Annotated in this window: 14 protein-coding genes; 6 read left to right on the top strand and 8 right to left on the bottom strand. The window is 65.4% G+C overall.

Annotated elements, in window-relative coordinates; genetic code table 11:
• Positions 1-13: 13 nt before the first annotated feature.
• A complete protein-coding gene (gene fbaA / locus BLU88_RS04095; RefSeq protein WP_092010248.1) occupies positions 14-1039 on the bottom strand; it encodes a class II fructose-bisphosphate aldolase in 1026 nt (341 codons plus the stop codon).
• Positions 1040-1249: 210 nt separating this feature from the next.
• A complete protein-coding gene (locus BLU88_RS04090) occupies positions 1250-3163 on the bottom strand; it encodes a BCCT family transporter (protein WP_092010246.1) in 1914 nt (637 codons plus the stop codon).
• A 234-nt stretch (positions 3164-3397) separates the two neighbouring features.
• On the opposite strand from BLU88_RS04090, the gene BLU88_RS04085 reads away from it, so the two are divergent.
• On the top strand, positions 3398-4732 hold the full coding sequence (locus BLU88_RS04085) for an MFS transporter (RefSeq protein ID WP_092010244.1): 1335 nt from the start codon (positions 3398-3400) through the stop codon (positions 4730-4732).
• A 120-nt stretch (positions 4733-4852) separates the two neighbouring features.
• Here the strand turns inward: BLU88_RS04085 and BLU88_RS04080 are convergent, their stop codons facing one another.
• Positions 4853-5341 carry an SRPBCC family protein gene (locus BLU88_RS04080; RefSeq protein WP_092010242.1) on the bottom strand — a complete coding sequence of 163 codons (489 nt, stop codon included), beginning with the start codon at positions 5339-5341 and terminating at the stop codon, positions 4853-4855.
• Positions 5342-5372: 31 nt separating this feature from the next.
• Positions 5373-5714, bottom strand: a complete 342-nt coding sequence (locus BLU88_RS04075) for an ArsR/SmtB family transcription factor (protein WP_092010240.1) — start codon at positions 5712-5714, stop codon at positions 5373-5375.
• A gap of 132 nt (positions 5715-5846) precedes the next feature.
• Between BLU88_RS04075 and BLU88_RS04070 the strand changes: the two genes are divergently transcribed.
• The 5 genes from BLU88_RS04070 (at position 5847) to BLU88_RS04050 (ending at position 11767) form a co-directional block, all read left to right on the top strand.
• Positions 5847-6491, top strand: a complete 645-nt coding sequence (locus BLU88_RS04070) for a TetR/AcrR family transcriptional regulator (protein ID WP_092010238.1) — start codon at positions 5847-5849, stop codon at positions 6489-6491.
• Complete coding sequence (locus tag BLU88_RS04065; protein ID WP_092010235.1) at positions 6488-7426, top strand: ABC transporter ATP-binding protein; 939 nt, start codon at positions 6488-6490, stop codon at positions 7424-7426. Before BLU88_RS04070 ends, BLU88_RS04065 begins: the two co-directional genes overlap by 4 nt.
• Positions 7423-9159 (top strand): ABC transporter permease, encoded by a 1737-nt coding sequence (locus BLU88_RS04060; RefSeq protein WP_197678185.1) that lies wholly within the window; start codon positions 7423-7425, stop codon positions 9157-9159. Before BLU88_RS04065 ends, BLU88_RS04060 begins: the two co-directional genes overlap by 4 nt.
• 230 nt (positions 9160-9389) lie before the next feature.
• Positions 9390-10583, top strand: a complete 1194-nt coding sequence (locus tag BLU88_RS04055; protein WP_092010233.1) for an acyl-CoA dehydrogenase family protein — start codon at positions 9390-9392, stop codon at positions 10581-10583.
• A 38-nt stretch (positions 10584-10621) separates the two neighbouring features.
• Positions 10622-11767: an acyl-CoA dehydrogenase family protein gene (locus tag BLU88_RS04050; protein WP_092010231.1), complete on the top strand. Its 1146-nt coding sequence runs from the start codon at positions 10622-10624 to the stop codon at positions 11765-11767.
• Between the two features lie 263 nt (positions 11768-12030).
• On the opposite strand, the gene BLU88_RS04045 is transcribed toward BLU88_RS04050, so the two are convergent.
• From BLU88_RS04045 to pyrE, 4 genes are all read right to left on the bottom strand, one after another.
• Positions 12031-12660 carry a TrmH family RNA methyltransferase gene (locus BLU88_RS04045; protein ID WP_092010228.1) on the bottom strand — a complete coding sequence of 210 codons (630 nt, stop codon included), beginning with the start codon at positions 12658-12660 and terminating at the stop codon, positions 12031-12033.
• On the bottom strand, positions 12657-14291 hold the full coding sequence (locus BLU88_RS04040) for an ABC transporter permease (protein WP_167356861.1): 1635 nt from the start codon (positions 14289-14291) through the stop codon (positions 12657-12659). The genes BLU88_RS04045 and BLU88_RS04040 overlap by 4 nt, the downstream gene beginning before the upstream one ends.
• Entirely contained in the window at positions 14291-15172 is an 882-nt protein-coding gene (locus BLU88_RS04035; protein ID WP_092010226.1) for an ABC transporter ATP-binding protein, read from the bottom strand. The genes BLU88_RS04040 and BLU88_RS04035 overlap by 1 nt, the downstream gene beginning before the upstream one ends.
• 179 nt (positions 15173-15351) lie before the next feature.
• On the bottom strand, positions 15352-15918 hold the full coding sequence (gene pyrE, locus BLU88_RS04030; protein ID WP_092010224.1) for an orotate phosphoribosyltransferase: 567 nt from the start codon (positions 15916-15918) through the stop codon (positions 15352-15354).
• Between the last annotated feature and the right edge of the window lie 227 nt (positions 15919-16145).

Below are 16145 nucleotides of genomic sequence, written 5' to 3'. Positions count from 1 at the left end.
TCGCCCTCTCAGCTCACTTGTTCAGGCTGGTGCCTGCCGAGCCGAGGTTCTCACACGCCTCGACGATGCGCTCGGCCATGCCCTTCTCCGCGGCCTTGCCGTAGGCGCGCGGATCGTAGAGCTTCTTGTTGCCCACTTCGCCGTCGATCTTGAGCACTCCGTCGTAGTTGCGGAACATGTGCTCGACGACGGGACGAGTGAAGGCATACTGGGTGTCGGTGTCGATGTTCATCTTCACGACTCCGTGGCGGACCGCCTCGGCGATCTCTTCTGCGCTCGAGCCCGAGCCGCCGTGGAAGACGAGGTCGAAGGGCGCGTCCTTGCCAACCTCGGCGCCGACCTTGTCCTGGATCTCACCGAGGAGTTCGGGACGCAGCTTCACATTGCCGGGCTTGTACACGCCGTGGACGTTGCCGAAGGTCAGAGCCGTGAGGTAACGGCCCTTCTCACCGGTGCCCAGCGCCCGCGCGGTGGCCAGCCCGTCCTCGACCGTGGTGTAGAGCTTGTCGTTGATCTCGTTCTCGACGCCGTCCTCTTCGCCGCCGACGACGCCGACCTCGATCTCGAGAATCGAGTGCGCGGCCCCTGAGAGCTCGAGCAGCTCCTCGGCGAGGGTGAGGTTCTCGTCGAGGGGAACGGCCGAACCGTCCCACATGTGCGACTGGAAGTAGGGCTCACCGCCGTTCTTCACGCGCTCGGTCGACGCGGCCAGCAGGGGCTTGACCCAGGCTTCGACGGCGTCCTTCGGGGCGTGGTCGGTGTGCAGTGCGATGTTGACGTCGTAGCTCTTGGCTACCTCGGCGGCGAAGACGGAGAACGCGATCGCGCCGCGGACACGGTCCTTGACCGTCGGGCCGGACATGTATTCGGCGCCTCCCGTGGAGATCTGCACGATGCCGTCGGAACCGGCTTCGGCGAAGCCGCGGATGGCGGCGTTGATCGTCTGCGAGGAGGTGCAGTTGATCGCAGGATAGGCGAAGCCCTGGGACTTCGCGCGGTCGATCATCTCGGCATACACTTCGGGGCTGGCGATGGGCATACATGCTCCTTGGTCGGGGTCGGCCGTTTCTGCTGCCACCAGCCTACTCGTTCCGTCCCGCCCATGGCAGGAGGTCCCAACGGCGTCCTCCCCTCGCCGAGGATGCCTTCCCCGGCATTGCCCGTGAACGACGAAACCGCTCGACCCGGTCGGTCGAGCGGTTTCGTCGGAGGCAGGCCGCCTCGGTGAGGGCCCTGCCCGATATGCAGGTCAGGTCTCGGTGCCCGGAGGCGTCTCCGCCTCCCGGGTCGGCACGTCGCGGCCGCCGCGCTTGCTCTCGCGACCGGCCGACTTCGACCGCTGCTTGCCGAGCAGACCCTGCGAACTCCTGAGACGGTAGTCGATGCGTTCGTCGACCTTCTCGCCCAGGTATTCGTCGAAATCGTCGGCCAGGTGCTCACCGACCGCACGGTAGCGTGCGGCACGTTCGATCGCGGCGGTCCGCTTGGCCTCCATGCCGAAGGCCTTGAGTGTGGACACACAGATGAGCAGCAGCACGATCGAGAACGGCAACGCTGTGACCAGCGATCCCGCCTGCAGCGCGGTCAGACCGCCGGCCACGAGCAGCGCGATGGCGATCGCACCTTCCATCAGCGCCCAGAGCACGCGTGACCAGATCGGCGGGTTCGGGTGACCGCCCGAGGCGAGCATGTCGACGACGAGCGAGCCGGAGTCCGAGGAAGTGATGAAGAAGATCGCCACCAGGATGATCGCGATGACCGAGAGGATCGAGCCCAATGGCAGGTCGCCGAGGACGTCGAAGAGGACACGCTCGGCGACGACTCCCTCATCTGGATCGACAAGGTCACCGGAGCCGAAGATCTGACGGTAGATGCCGGTACCGCCGAGGACGGAGAACCAGAAGAAGCCGACGATCGACGGCACCAGCAGGACACCGGCGATGAACTCGCGGACCGTGCGCCCGCGCGAGATGCGTGCGATGAAGACACCGACGAAAGGTGCCCAGGAGATCCACCAGCCCCAATAGAAGAGGGTCCAACTCGAGTTCCATTCGGCCCCCTCCTTGCCGGAGTAGGCACCGATGTCGAAGGTCATATTCAGCACGTTCGCCAGCCAGACTCCGAGTGATTCGACGAAGTTCTGGAACAGGAACAGAGTGGGGCCAAGCACCAGGACCGTGACAAGCAGGACGCCGGCCATCGTGAGGTTGATGTTCGACAGCCACTTGATGCCTGCGCCCACACCGGAGACCACCGAGGCGGTGGCGAGGAAGGTGATGATGACGATGAGGATGATGAGGAAGGTATTGTCGTAGTCGCCGACTACCCCGATGTGTTTGAGTCCGGCCGAGATCTGCTGGACGCCGAGGCCCAGCGAGGTGGCGATGCCGAAGACGGTGCCGAAGATCGCGATGATGTCGATGACGTCTCCGGCCCAGCCCTTGACCTTATTGCCGAGCAGAGGCTCGAGTGCCCACCGGATCGACAGAGGGCGACCGCGACGGTGGATGGCATAGGCCAGCGCCATGCCGAGCACCGCGTAGAGGGCCCAGGGGTGCAGTCCCCAGTGGACGAAGGTCTGGGCCATGCCCATCTGCGCGTTCTCGACCTCCCCGCCGGCCCAGCCGGGCTTCGGCCCGGTGGTGGCGTAGGTGAGAGGTTCGGCCACACCGTAGAAGACGAGGCCGATACCCATGCCGGCGGCGAAGAGCATCGCAAACCAGGACATCACGCCGAATTCGGGTTCGTCATCGTCCTTGCCGAGCTTGATCTTGCCGTACTTCGAGAAGCCGACGACGATGGCGAAGGCGACGAAGAGTCCGACGACGAGCATGTAGTACCAGCCGAGGTCCGTGACGATCCAGTTCTGGATGCTCGAGATGACCTGGCCTGTGCCCTCGGGCAGGGACACGGAGAACACGACGATTCCGACGATGATGATCAGCGCCGGCCAGAAGACGCGCGGAGCGATCATGCCCTTGCCGATGTGCACTCCTTGCCGGCGCAGCTTCTGCGTGATCGCGTCGTCGGAATCGGATTCGCCGATGTGGAGCTTTTCAGGCAGATGCAGTTCGACGGGGTCGGGTTCACCGAAGAGCAGCTCCTCTTCCGGCCCCGGCCCCAACCCGTTTCCCGACTGGGAACTCGTGTCGGGATCACTCATTTCGCCCTCCTTATCGGATGATTGGATTACCGCTTCACTCTGCCCCATTCCCCAGTGTCCTTCAAGGCAACTTTCAGCCAGCACCCTCGCGACAGAGGCGATATCCCTGGTCACGCCGAGAATCCGCTCTGCACAGCAACAGTAAAGTCAACTTGCGAGAAGAGCGGACCACACCGGGGAATTGCCCCACGGCTCACCCCACGTTTCGGACCCGGCATTCAGTACAGTGGCCTCATGGCCTCGACGCTGACTTCACCCGGTTCGAGCACCGGTTCGGGCAATCGCCTGCGCATCTTCAATTGGGCGCTGTGGGACTGGGGTTCGGCGTCCTTCAACGCTGTGATCATCACCTTCGTCTTCGCTCCATATCTGACGAAGTCCGTCGCCGCGACCGAGGAGGCCGGCTCCTCGGCTCTGGGCTGGTCGATGGCCGCAGCCGGTTTCGTCATCGCCGTCATCGCTCCGGCGGCCGGCACGCGAGCCGACGCCGGGGGACGCCATCGCCTGTGGCTGGGCGTGCACACCGGGATCGTCGTGCTCACGATGTTCGGACTCTTCTTCGTCCGCGACTCCCCCGACTACCTGTGGCTGGGCCTGCTTCTCCTGGCCGTGGGCAGCGTCTTCTTCGAATTCGCCGAGGTGTCCTACAACGGCATCATGGTCCGCATCACCGACCCCGGCAACGTCGGCAAGGTCTCCGGATTCGGCTGGGGCATGGGCTACGTCGGTGGGCTGGTCCTCCTCGTCATCCTCCTCGTCCTCGTCATCCAACCCGAGGTCGGCTTCCTCGGCGCCAGCGACGAGGAGGGGCTGCGGTTCCGCATCGTCGCGGTGCTGTCCGCCGTGTGGTTCGCGATCTTCGCGCTCCCCGTCCTGTTCTCGGCACCGGGAGCGAAGGCCAAGGGCACCTCGGGAGGGCATCCGATCCGGGCGTTCCTCTCCGACTATGCGGGCCTCGTCCGACGCCTGATCCGGATGTGGTCGACCGAGCATCAGACGCTGCGGTTCTTCATCGCCTCGGCGGTCTTCCGGGACGGTCTCGCCGCGATCTTCTCCTTCGCGGGCGTCCTCGCGGCCGGCAGCTACGGCTTCTCCGCCTCGGAGATCATCATCCTCGGTGTGGCCGCGAACGTCGCTGCGGGCGCCGGGGCGATGATCGCCGGATGGTTCGATGATCGGCTCGGGCCGAAGCCCGTCATCATCGCCGGCCTCATCGTCATCATCTTAGGCGGGCTGCCGATCCTCTTCAGCGCCGAGGCGGCCGTGTTCTGGGTCTGCGCCCTGATCCTGAGCTTCTGCGTCGGTCCGGTTCAGGCATCGAGCCGGTCGTTCCTGGCACGGATCACCCCGCCGGAATCGGCCGGGGAGAACTTCGGGCTCTACGCCACGACGGGACGGGCCGTGAGCTTCCTCGGTCCGGCCATGTTCGCGCTGGCGATCACGATCTTCGGCTTCCAGCGGGCGGGGACGCTGGGCATCCTCATCGTTCTGGCCATCGGCCTGGCTCTCATCATCCCCGTCCGACCCGACGCCCCGGCGCGCTCCATGCAGGCCCGGCTGCAGGGCTGAATCTGACCCCGGCGGCCGTGCGCCATTCTGCGGGAGAAGAATGTTGATTTCAGCGGCGCGAATCAACAATAGTCTCCCGCAGAATCGTCCTTTGCGAGTCCGGTCTGGTCGGTTCGCGGCTCAGCCGCGGGCCAGCAGGTCGTCGATCTGGTTGATCGCGCCGGTCGAGCCTTCGATGACACCCATCTCCAGCACGGTGCGCAGTCCTTCGACCGAGTCGAAGACCGATTCGTAGGTGGCACGGGTGCCGGTCTCGATCGCTTCGAAGCTGTAGATGCAGCTGCTTCCGGGCATCGAATCGACGACGGTGAAGTCCTCATCGGCGAAGTAGTCGCGGAACTCCAGTCGCTTCGGACGATCGACTGAGGTCAGCTCCCACAGTCCGCAGAACTTCTCCCACTCCGGACTCGTCATGAAGTACGTGACTCTGCCGCCGGGTTCGAGCGCATGGTCGACGACCGTGGCAGGGTACGTCGGAGGACCCCAGATCTGCTCGAGCTGGCGGGGGTCGGCGTAGACCTCCCACACCCGCTCGACCGGCGCCGCGAATTCGGCGACGATCGTCAGCGTCAGTGTCTCTTCGTTTTGCATTGTGTCGGTGACAGGCATGGCTGCTCCTTAAGCGCTGTGGTGGTTTGCCTCACGACCCGGCCTGTTGGTCCCCGGCCAGAAGGTCGTCGATTCTCTGCACTCGTTCGACCCACTGGTCTTCGAGCTCGGCGAGCATGCTCCTGATGGTGCGAAGCGAACCCACCTCTGCGTGAGCGATCTGCCGCTTGCCGACTCGGCGCTTCGTCACCAGTCCTGCACGTTCGAGGACCGCGACGTGCTTCTGCACTGCGGCGAAGCTCATGTCGTAGCCGGCGGCCAGATCGGACACGGAAAGTCCCTCCCCTGCGACTCGGCGCACGATATCGCGCCGGGTGCGGTCGGCCAATGCCTGGAAGAGCGCATCCGCCTCGTCATCGAGAAGTCCTTTCATGCGAATATCATACAACCGATTGGTTGTATGTAAATAGAGGCGAGGGAACTTCTTCGCCCGGAACAAAGGCGTCAGAACTTTCTGCATCCGAGCCATTGACACCTGTGATTGAACGCGTGTTTAATATTAAACATGCGTTCAAGTGATCCGGATTCCGACTCCCGCCGCTCTCCGAACTCCTCGCCCGAGACGGCGGAGAAGATCCTCTCTGCCGCCGTCGCCGAGTTCGCCCACCACGGGTTCACGAAGACGACGGTCCGCGGCATCGCCGCTGCAGCCGAGGTCTCCCCCGGATTGGTCATCCACCATTTCGGGTCGAAGGACGGACTGCGCAGCGCCTGCGACGAGCACGTGTTCGAACGGATCGCCGAGTCGAAGGCGAAGAACGCCGGCTACGCCGCCATGGCCGTGCAGATGATGTTCGACGATCCTGAGATGTCCACCGCTGTCGACTACCTGGTCAAGTCCCTGCTCGACCCGAGTGAGCACGGTCAGCGGTACTTCGACCACTACGTCGACCTCGTCGAGACCTATATCACCGACGGCTTCGCCGGATACACCTTCCGACAGAGCGAGGACCCTCGCGGGCAGGCGGCGACCATCGCGGTCATGGCTCTGGCCCCCTCCATCCTCGAACACCGCCTGCATTCGGTTCTCGGCACCGAAGACACCACCGGCATGATGACCCGACTCGCCCCGCATCTGCTCGACCTCTACCTGCACGGTGCCCTCGAGTCCGTCCCCGAAGACTCTCAACTAGGAGATGAGGAACCATGAGCACATTGACCAGCGCCCGCCGCACCGACGACGGCGGAGCCTCCGCCTCGGCGGCGATCTCGATACGAGAGGTCGTGAAAACCTATGGACGCGTCCACGCACTCGACGGCCTCGACCTCGAGGTCGCCCGCGGCGAGGTCCACGGCTTCCTCGGCCCCAACGGCGCCGGCAAGTCGACGACGATCCGAATCCTGCTCGGAATCCTGCGGCACAACTCCGGTACGGTGCGCCTCCTCGGCGAGGATCCCTGGTCGGAGGCGGTTGCCCTGCACCGGCGACTGGCCTATGTTCCCGGCGATGTGGAACTGTGGCCGGGGCTGACCGGCGGGGAGGCGATCGACCTGTTCGCCCGGCTGCGCGGAGGGGTCGACAGAAGCCGCCGCGACGAGCTCATCGAGCGCTTCGACCTCGACCCTCGGAAGAAGGGCCGGACCTATTCGAAGGGCAACCGGCAGAAGGTTGCCCTCATCTCCGCACTGGCCTCGGACGTCGAACTGCTGCTCCTCGACGAGCCGACGGCGGGGCTCGACCCGCTCATGGAAGCGGTGTTCCAGGACTGCATCTGCGAGGCGAAGGAGGCCGGTCGCACGGTGCTGCTCTCCAGCCACATCCTCGCCCAGGTCGAGGCTCTGGCCGATCGGGTGTCGATCATCCGCTCCGGTCGCATCGTCGAGACGGGAACTCTGTCGGAGCTGCGACACCTGTCGCGGACGACGATCACCGTCGGACTCGAACACGATGTGCCCGCCCTGGCAGAGATGACCGGTGTCCACGACCTCGTGCGCGAAGGATCACGGCTGCACTTCAGCGCCGATACGGCGCAGCTGCCCCGGATCATGCGGGCGCTCGGCGAACACGATGTCGAATCGCTCACCGCGACCCCGCCGACGCTCGAACAGCTGCTGCTGCGTCACTACGGCAAGGAGGAGTCATGAATCTGCTGGCCGCACACACGGACGGCGGGGATCGCCTCGTTCACGGCGGCGCCCCCGTCTCACCGCAGCCCGGGCACCATCGCGGTGCACATGAACGGGAACGGCACGGCCGCCTCGGCGGCGGAACCCTGGCGGGGCTGGGCCATCTGCTGAGGTTCATGCTCCGGCGGGACCGGCTGTGGCTGCCGATCTGGGTGCTTGCGCTCTCCGCGCTCACCGCGTACTTCGCGAATGCGATCGCCGTGGTCATGGACTCGGATTCACTGCAGGCGATGACTGCGTTCGCGAAGAATCCGGTGATGGCGCTCATCACGGGGCCGGGCTACGGACTCGACCAGGTGACGATCCCACGTTTCATCGTCGGCATGTACGGGGTGTTCCTCATGATCGGGGCGGCCCTGATGTCGATCCTCACTGTCTCCCGTCACACTCGCACCGAGGAGCAGACTGGGCGGGCCGAACTCGTCCGTGCCGGGGTCACAGGTCGGCATACTCAGCTCGTTGCCGCCCTGGTGCTCACGGTGTTCATGAATCTTCTGCTCAGCGCGGGCATGGCGGCGGCGTTCGGGTTATCTCAGGCCGAACCGGACTCGTGGTCGGCGACGGTGCTGTTCACGGTCGGAATCGGGGCGGTGGGCTGTGTCTTCGCTGCGGTCACCGCGGTCACGGTGCAGCTGAGCGCGTTCGCCAGGGCCGCCTCGTCGATGGCCGGAGCGGTGCTCGCACTCAGCTTCGTCCTCCGCGGGATCGGCGATATGTCGCACGTCTCCGGTGGTTCGCTCGATTGGCTGTCGTGGCTCTCGCCCTTGGGGTGGGCGCAGCAGACGGCGCCGTTCACCCTCGACCGCTGGTGGCCGCTGCTGTATTCGGTCGGTCTTTTCATGGCCCTCGTCGTCGCGGCCGCGATGCTGCAGTCTCGTCGTGATCTGGGTGCCGGGATCGTCGCCGAACGGCTGGGCCGGTCGCAGGCGGGACCGCTGCTGTCGACGCCGCTGGGTCTGGCCCTGCGCCTGCAGGCCTCGAACCTGATCTGGTGGTCGATGAGCATGTTGGTCATGGGCGTGGTGTTCGGATCGTTCACCGGGCCCATGGACGAAGGAGCGGCGGGGATGCCGCCGGAGATCCTGTCGATCATGGGCGGTCGGTCCGGAATCGTCGACGGCTATCTCGGCTATATGGCTCTGTACTTCGCCATCATCGTTGCCGCCTATGCAGTCATCGCCGCGGGTGGGGTGCGGTCCGAAGAAGCGTCATTCCACACCGAGCCGGTGCTCGCGACAGCGGTCTCGCGCGGCGGGTGGCTGGGCTCCTGGGCAGCCGTGACACTGCTTGGAGCCGGTTGGCTGATGGCCATGGCCGGCCTCGGTGAAGGTGTGGGAGCCGCCATGTCGATGGACGACTGGTCTCTGCTGTGGCCGACCCTGGTCGGCCACCTCGCTCAGACGCCGTCGATCTGGGCGCTGCTCGGGTTCGCCTACCTGCTCTACGGCTTCGTCCCGCGGCTGATGAGCCTGAGCTGGATCGTCTTCGGCGCCTCGGCGGTGCTCGCCCTCTTCGGCGGGCTGATGCAGCTCGACGACGTTGTCCTCGATCTGTCCCTGTTCACCCATATCGGCCAATACCCGGCCCAGGATCTCTCCGCCGAGGCGGTCGCGTGGTTCGTCGGGATCACTGCGGTTCTCGTCGGGGCGGGGATGGTCGGATTCCGGAGGCGGGACCTCGTCACGGCGTGAGGGAAGGGCGAGGATGGCCAGACCGCATGGTCAGGCGAGACAGCCTGACCGTGCCGATCCTCGGGTGGAGACGCGACAGCGCCGCACCGATCGGTGCCGTCTTTCCGGCTTCAGACCCTCCGATGTTGATCGAACTCGCCGGCGCTTCCGTTCCAGCCGCCCACTTGTGGGCCCGAACACCGGACCGTACCATAGGAGGAAAGTTACTGAACGATCTATAAGGAGTTCGCATGGACACCCTACTGAATGCAGAAGAGCGCGAGTTCGCGCAGCAGATGCGTCAGTTCTACCGCACGGAGATCCCTGAGGAACTCCGCTTCAAGGTCGCCACCGGCCAGGAGCTGAGCAAGGAAGACATGGTCACCTCGCAGCGCATCCTCAACCAGCACGGCTACGCCGTGCCGAACTGGCCGGTCGAATGGGGCGGCCAGGACTGGACTCCCGTGCAGCGTCACATCTGGCTCGAAGAGATGCAGCTGGCCTGCGTTCCGCAGCCGCTGCCGTTCAACGTCTCCATGGTCGGACCCGTCATCGCCACCTTCGGCTCGCAGGAGATCAAGGAACGCTTCCTGCCCGCCACCGCGAACATCGACATCTGGTGGTCGCAGGGATTCTCCGAGCCCAACGCCGGTTCGGACCTCGCCTCGCTCAAGACGACCGCAGTGCGCCAGGGCGATAAGTACATCGTCAACGGTCAGAAGACCTGGACGACCCTGGGTCAGTACGGGGACTGGATCTTCAACCTCGTGCGCACCGATCCGGATGTGAAGAAGCAGGCCGGCATCTCCTTCCTGCTCATCGACATGAAGACGCCCGGCGTCACCGTCCGTCCGATCCAGCTCATCGACGGCGGCCACGAGGTCAACGAAGTCTTCTTCGACAATGTCGAGGTGCCCGTTGAGAACCTCGTCGGCGAGGAGAACAAGGGCTGGACCTATGCGAAGTTCCTCCTCGGCAACGAGCGCACCGGAATCGCCCGCATCGGCGGCTCGAAGGTCAACCTCGCCCGTGCCAAGGCCTATGCCGCGGTGACGAAGACCGCTCGCGGCACCCTGCTCGACGATCCGCTGTTCTCCGCACGCCTGACGAAGATCGAAGCCGAACTCACCGCCCTCGAGATGACCCAGCTGAGGATCCTCTCCACCCAGGCCTCGGGATCCGACAAGCCGGATCCGCGCTCGTCGGTGCTCAAACTCAAGGGCTCCCAGCTGCAGGAGGACATCTCCGAACTCCTCGTCGACGTGCTCGGTCCGCAGGGTCTCGATTTCGTCTCCGACCGCGTGCAGGGCCAGGGCCTGTCCGACCTGCCCAATGGTGCCATCGACGCACTGCCCGGCTATTTCAACACCCGCAAGGTCACCATCTACGGCGGTTCGTCCGAGGTGCAGCGCGGAATCATCTCGAAAGCGCTGCTCGGTCTCTGAGATACCGACGCTCATACGATCTCCCAAGAAGGACAACAATGGATCTTGAACTCAACGACATTCAGCAAGAACTCGCCAGCACACTGAACAAGTACCTGCGCACCGAGTACGACATCGCCCAGCGCGAAGAGATCCTTCGCAGCGAAGAGGGCATCTCCCGCGAGAAGTGGCAGGCCTTCGCCGAGATGGGCTTGCTCGGTCTCGCGATTCCCGAGTCCTACGGCGGAGCGGACATGACTTTCAATGAGGTGGCCGTGGTCGCCGAGGCGTTCGGTCGCTCGCTCGTGCTCGAACCGTTCCTGGCAACCGCAGTCCTCGGCGCCAACGCCGTTCTGCTCGGCGGCAGCGAGGAGCAGAAGCAGGCCATCCTGCCCGGTGTGGCGGAGGGACAGACCTTTCTCGCTCTCGCGGCTCTCGAGCCGGGCCTGCGTTACGCCGTCGACGCTCCGCAGACTCAGGTCTCCGGTGCCGACGGCAGCTTCACGCTCACCGGCGAGAAGAACAATGTGCTCGGCGGAGACGTCGCCGACCACTTCGTCGTCACTGCCACGCAGAACGGCGAACTGGGACTGTACCTCGTCGCCGCCGATGCCGAGGGTCTGACCCGAGTCGCTCAGCGTCAGGCCGATGGCCTCGGCAGCGCGAATCTCAAGCTCGACGGTGCGGCCGCGCAGCGTCTCGACGCCGCCGACGCCAACGCCGTCCTGTCCGAAGTCCTCGACTTGGGCAACGCCGCGATCATGGCGGAGGCCGTCGGTGCGCTCGAAGCCTCGCTGACGATGACCGCCGAGTACCTGAAGACCCGTGAGCAGTTCGGTGCTCCGATCGGTGCGAATCAGGCCCTGCAGCACCGTGCCGCAGACCTCTACGCCGAGCTGGAGTACGCGCGCAGCATGGCCCTGTACTCGCGTTTGGCCGTGACCTCCGAGGTCCCCGGGGCCGAGAAGGACCGTCATCGCGACGTGATCGCCGCGAAGATCATCGTCGACCGAGCCGCTCGCAACATCAGCCAGGAGTCGATCCAGATGCACGGCGGCATCGGCATGACCATGGAATACCCCATCGGCCACTACGCCAAGCGCCTGACGGTCATGACCCGCACCTTCGACGACTCGGACTCGCTGACCGCGGAACTCGCCGAATTGGGCGGACTCATCGAGCCCCACGCCGCCGACCTCAGCTGAGGCAGTCGACACTTCAGCGCCGCACGTTCGCCCCCTGAGCGTGCGGCGCCGAGTAGTCCGGGCTCACCCGGGGCCCACCGAAGCGGCCGGGTCCAGCGGCACAGAAGCGCCGAGGCGGCACGACGTTGATCGTGCCGCCTCGGCGCTTCTGTGTTGCCCGGCATCATGGATCCTCTGGTCGATCCAGCCTGACTGTCGCGTGCAGAGCGGCCTGGTTCAATCAGACGATCGTCCCCGCACCGCCACCGATCCGGACAGCGGACTCAGTTCACGGGTTGGTCGTACACGTGGCGGCGGATCCAGGAGTGCATGGTGATCGCGGCGGCGGCCGCGGCATTCATCGACCGGGTCGAACCGTACTGCGCGATCGAGAGCACGTCCCGGCTCGCTTGGTGCGCTTCTTCGCTCAGCCCCGGTCCTTCCTGCCCGAAGAGGAGCAGGCAGCGCTTGGGCAGGTCGTAGGTCTCCAGCGGTACAGAGTCCGGGAAGTTGTCGATGCCCAGCAGCGGCACGTCGTTATCGGAGCACCAGCTGAGCAGGTCGTCCACGCTCGGATGGTGGATGACGTGCTGATACTTGTCGGTGACCATCGCGCCGCGCCGGTTCCAGCGGCGTTTGCCGACGATGTGCACGGCTGCGGCATTGAAGGCGTTGGCAGTGCGCACGACCGAACCGATATTGAGGTCGTGCTGCCAGTTCTCGACTCCGACATGGAAGTCGTGCCGCGAGACATCGAGGTCGGCCACGATCGCATCATGCTTCCAATACCGGTACTTGTCGACGACGTTGCGTCGATCGCCCTCGGCCAGCAGCTCCGGATCGAAGTGCTCTTCCACAGGCCAAGGGCCGGTCCATGGGCCGACCCCCACCTGCGGTTCAGCGCCTTCGGTCACTTGCCGTCGCGGGGATCATCCGCCGACTTCGCGTCCTCTTCGTCTTTCGCTGCGGATTTCACATCCGACTTCTTCGCATCCGATTCCTTCGCCGAGGCGGCAGTCGACTTCGCGTCGATCGCTGACTCTGCGTCCTCGTCCGAATCGTCCGAATCGTCCGCGGCCGAAGCGGGCGAATCTTTCGCGCCGGATCCCGGCGTCGAGGCGGCGGCGCCGACCTTCTGCGCGCGTTTGCTCATCTTCACGGTCCTGCCGCCGCGTCCGCCTCCGGACAGTACCGAGCGCACATAGGCACCCGATGCCAGGGCGTGGAGGATGACGGCGAGGACCAGAGCGATGCCGGCGGCGACGAGGCCCTCCCACCATGCGGCCTGACCGGCGAAGGAACGACCGGCGATGCCCAGCGGCGAGGTGAATGGCGTCCACGACAGCACCTTCGCGACGGTGCCCGAGGGGCCGATGATCACCGGTGCGAAGAAGCCCGCCACGGTGATGACGCCGATGATCGTGACGAAGGTGGCGCGGGCCTTGGACCCGACCACGGTCGATGCCCAGACCAGCAGCGCGAATACCGACCAGGCGGTGAGCAGCAGGGTCAGGGCGAACCAGCCGAGGCCCGGGAGCATGGCGAAGGCCAGGGAGGTCTTGCCCGACAGCGAGAGCCCGAGCTCGGTGACGACGGCGGCGGCCACGAGGTGGACGATGACCAGCGTCAGCATGCCGGTGATCCGGCCCGAGGCCGAGGCGCGCGGCGGAATCGTGGCCGCGATGATCTCGGTGATCCGGTTGCGCTTCTCCAGCCGCAGGTTCTGGTACAGGGCGGTGCCCAGAGTGGCGACGACGAGGAGCGAGAGTGCGACCATTCCCCACAGCAGCGGGGTGGCCACGGCACCGTCGACGGCGGGCGTCTTGAGCAGCGTCGCTTCGGTCTTCGGCGCGAGCTTCTCGAGCAGTGCTTCGGGCTGCTTGTCCAGCGCAATGATCGTCGGCTGCCCCTGACCGCTCGGGTCCTGGATGAATGCGGCGTCGACCTTGCCTTCGCGCACGAGCTTCTCGGCTGCGGGGGCATCCTTGGCATCGGTGATCTTCACGCCCAGCTGCTGCTCGTACATCTGTGCCTGCTCGCCGACTCCGACCATCGCCATGGTCGGGGTGCCCGAGTCCTTCTGCACGTCGGCGACGATTCCGGAGATGATGGCGGCCAGCACGCCGAGGATGATCACGGCGGCCGTGACCAGGAAGTACGGGCTGCGCATGGCCGTGGTGGACTCACGGTTCGACACGAGCCACGCGGCCTGGCGATTGCCGACGTCGACGAATTCCGAGACCAGACCGGTCTCCGGCAGCTCGTCGGGGTCCGGAGTGTCCTCGGCGAGCTCGAAGGGCACGTCGTCGAGGCCGGCGGTGGCACCGGACTCGTCCGCGTCCTTCGCATCGGACGCCTTCCCGGCCGGCCCCTTCTTCGCCGAGGCGGCCGTCTCATCATCGATCACGTCGCCAGCGGTGGTCTCGTCTTCGACCACGTCGTCGTCGACGGGCACACCGAGGTCATCGATGTCTTCGCCGGCCGTGCCCTTGGACACGAGCGGTTCCGGGGACTCATCGTTCGCACCGTTGTCTTTGCGCGCCATTACAGAGCCTCCTTGTACTGCTCGGCCAGTGTCGGGCGGACACTTTCGAAGTTCTTCACATTCTTCAGCTCGGCGACGGCAGCGGCGGCTGTCTTCGCATCACCGGCACGGAAGCTCACTGCGGAGCCATCGCGTCCGGCGGTCTTCACGCCGCTGATTCCCCGCCGGGACTTCAGCGCGGAGGCAGCCGCCTCGGCGTCACTCGTCTCGACTCGGTAATGCGGGTCACCGAGCAGCTTCTCGACGCCGCCCGAAGCGGTCACCTTGCCCTGGCTGAGAATGACGACGTCATCGGCGAAGGTCTGTGCGGCCTCCCAGTCGTCTGTGGCCAGGATGACGGGCACTCCCGAGGAGGCGTGGGCCCGCAGCAGAGACGTGACCAGACGCAGCGAAGCCGAGTCGAGGCCGGCGAAGGCATCATCGATGACGACGACATCCGGGTCGGCGGCCAGGGTCGCTGCGATGTCGACGCGAGCTATCTCGGCTCCGGAGAGGTTCTTCAGCGGAGCGTAGCCGCGGTCGGCGAGCTCGAGGTGGCCCAGCAGGGTCAGCGCATTCCGTTCGGCGGCTCCCAGGGTGATCCCGTGCAGGCGGGCGAGATAGACGATCTGGTCGAGCACGCGCATGTTCGGGTATCCGCCGCGTTCGGCGGGCAGGTAGCCGAAGTTCTGTCGGTCACCGAAGTCGAGCTCGAAGTCCTCGAGTTCGATGGTGCCCTCATCAGCGGCGATGAGGCCCATGATGATGCGCACCAGTTCGGTGCGGCCCGCCGAGCGGGTTCCCACGATTGCGGTGATCCGGCCCGCCTCGGCGGTGAAACTCACCTCGTCCAGATATGTCCGCTTCCCTTTGCGCAGGGAAACCTCTTTCAGTGTGAGCACGCGTCATCCTTTGCATCGAACAGTTCTTGGGGAGTGTCTCATCTATCGTGTTGAAATAAGAGACTTGTTTCAAACCACGTCCTAGATTTCGACAGAATTGCCAGTCGAGTCCCAGGTCGTGATCGGTGAGCCGGTTCCGGGAGGCGCTGCTGTGCCGACCCATCTCGCCGAGGCGAGGCTCAGTCGAGTCCGAGATCCGCGGTCGTCAGCGCGGTCAGGTACGGGATCCCCGTGGCTTCGACCCGTTCCTTGGCACCGGTGTCGCGGTCCATGACCACGGCCACGGCGACCACCTCGGCGCCGGCTTCCTTGAGCGCTTCGACGGCCGTGAGCACGGAACCACCCGTGGTCGAGGTGTCCTCGACGGCGACGACGCGCTTGCCTGCGACATCGGGGCCTTCGACGCGACGCGACATTCCGTGCTTCTTCGCCTCCTTGCGCACGACGAAGGAGTCGAGCGGGGTGCCGCGCACCACCGATCGGTGCATCACTGCGGTGCCGACGGGGTCGGCGCCCATGGTCAGACCGCCGACGGCGTCGACCTTGTCGAGGAGATCATGTGTCTCGAGGAGGTCGAGGACGACATCGCCGACGAGCGGTGCCGAGCGGTGATCGAGGGTGACTCGACGCAGATCGAGGTAGTAGTCGGCCTCCTTGCCGGAGGAGAGGGTCACTCTGCCGCGCACCACGGCGAGTTCGTCGATGAGGTCGAGCAGTTGTCGGCGAGTGTCAGCGCTGTCGGTCATGGACTCCAGTCTACTGGGCAGGCGGACCGCGCCCGTTCAGCCCCGTCTCAGTGACGCGCCTCAGGGACAGCAGGGGCATCGGCCGAGGGACAGCGGGCACCCCGAGTCCGTGACCGCTGACTCCTGTGTGCGATCCGCCGAGGAGGTGCGTGAGGATTCCGGTTGCCCTGCGTCAGTACAGATGTCATAAATAATCAACGAGACTTGGCACTTATCCTGCGTCCGAG

Origin of the sequence: Brevibacterium siliguriense, assembly GCF_900105315.1 — a bacterium.
In the GTDB taxonomy this organism is placed as follows: Bacteria; Actinomycetota; Actinomycetes; order Actinomycetales; family Brevibacteriaceae; genus Brevibacterium; species Brevibacterium siliguriense.
This window is presented reverse-complemented; position numbering and strand designations above follow the sequence as displayed.

Bases quoted from the DNA above. Each gene is read 5' to 3' on its own strand.
- fbaA (WP_092010248.1), bottom strand. From the start codon at position 1,039: ATGCCCATCGCCAGCCCCGAAGTGTATGCCGAGATGATCGACCGCGCG.
- BLU88_RS04090 (WP_092010246.1), bottom strand. From the start codon at position 3,163: ATGAGTGATCCCGACACGAGTTCCCAGTCGGGAAACGGGTTGGGGCCG.
- BLU88_RS04085 (WP_092010244.1), top strand. From the start codon at position 3,398: ATGGCCTCGACGCTGACTTCACCCGGTTCGAGCACCGGTTCGGGCAAT.
- BLU88_RS04080 (WP_092010242.1), bottom strand. From the start codon at position 5,341: ATGCCTGTCACCGACACAATGCAAAACGAAGAGACACTGACGCTGACG.
- BLU88_RS04075 (WP_092010240.1), bottom strand. From the start codon at position 5,714: ATGAAAGGACTTCTCGATGACGAGGCGGATGCGCTCTTCCAGGCATTG.
- BLU88_RS04070 (WP_092010238.1), top strand. From the start codon at position 5,847: ATGCGTTCAAGTGATCCGGATTCCGACTCCCGCCGCTCTCCGAACTCC.
- BLU88_RS04065 (WP_092010235.1), top strand. From the start codon at position 6,488: ATGAGCACATTGACCAGCGCCCGCCGCACCGACGACGGCGGAGCCTCC.
- BLU88_RS04060 (WP_197678185.1), top strand. From the start codon at position 7,423: ATGAATCTGCTGGCCGCACACACGGACGGCGGGGATCGCCTCGTTCAC.
- BLU88_RS04055 (WP_092010233.1), top strand. From the start codon at position 9,390: ATGGACACCCTACTGAATGCAGAAGAGCGCGAGTTCGCGCAGCAGATG.
- BLU88_RS04050 (WP_092010231.1), top strand. From the start codon at position 10,622: ATGGATCTTGAACTCAACGACATTCAGCAAGAACTCGCCAGCACACTG.
- BLU88_RS04040 (WP_167356861.1), bottom strand. From the start codon at position 14,291: ATGGCGCGCAAAGACAACGGTGCGAACGATGAGTCCCCGGAACCGCTC.
- pyrE (WP_092010224.1), bottom strand. From the start codon at position 15,918: ATGACCGACAGCGCTGACACTCGCCGACAACTGCTCGACCTCATCGAC.